Source organism: Staphylococcus auricularis (assembly GCF_001500315.1).
In the GTDB taxonomy this organism is placed as follows: domain Bacteria; phylum Bacillota; class Bacilli; order Staphylococcales; family Staphylococcaceae; genus Staphylococcus; species Staphylococcus auricularis.
Map to the genome: position 1 here is coordinate 1 of NZ_LLER01000032.1, position 311 is coordinate 311.

A 311-nucleotide genomic window follows, 5' to 3' on the forward strand; every position below is an offset into this window, starting at 1 on the left:
GCTGGATCACCTCCTTTCTAAGGATTAATTACGGAACATCTTCTTTCGAAGATGAAGGGTTAACGTGACATATTGTATTCAGTTTTGAATGCTCATTGGAGTATTCAACGATGATGAAGGGCCTATAGCTCAGCTGGTTAGAGCGCACGCCTGATAAGCGTGAGGTCGGTGGTTCGAGTCCACTTAGGCCCACCATTTATTGTTTGTACATTGAAAACTAGATAAGTAAGTAAAATAGATTTTACCAAGCAAAACCGAGTGAATTAGAGTTTTAAAGCTTGAATTCAAAAAATGTAATCGCTAGTGTTCGA

Annotated in this window: 1 tRNA gene; it reads left to right on the forward strand. The window is 39.2% G+C overall.

Annotation, left to right across the window (positions count from 1 at the left end):
- Nucleotides 1–118: 118 nt before the first annotated feature.
- Nucleotides 119–195, forward strand: a tRNA-Ile gene (locus APS80_RS10360).
- The last annotated feature ends 116 nt before the right edge of the window (nt 196–311 follow it).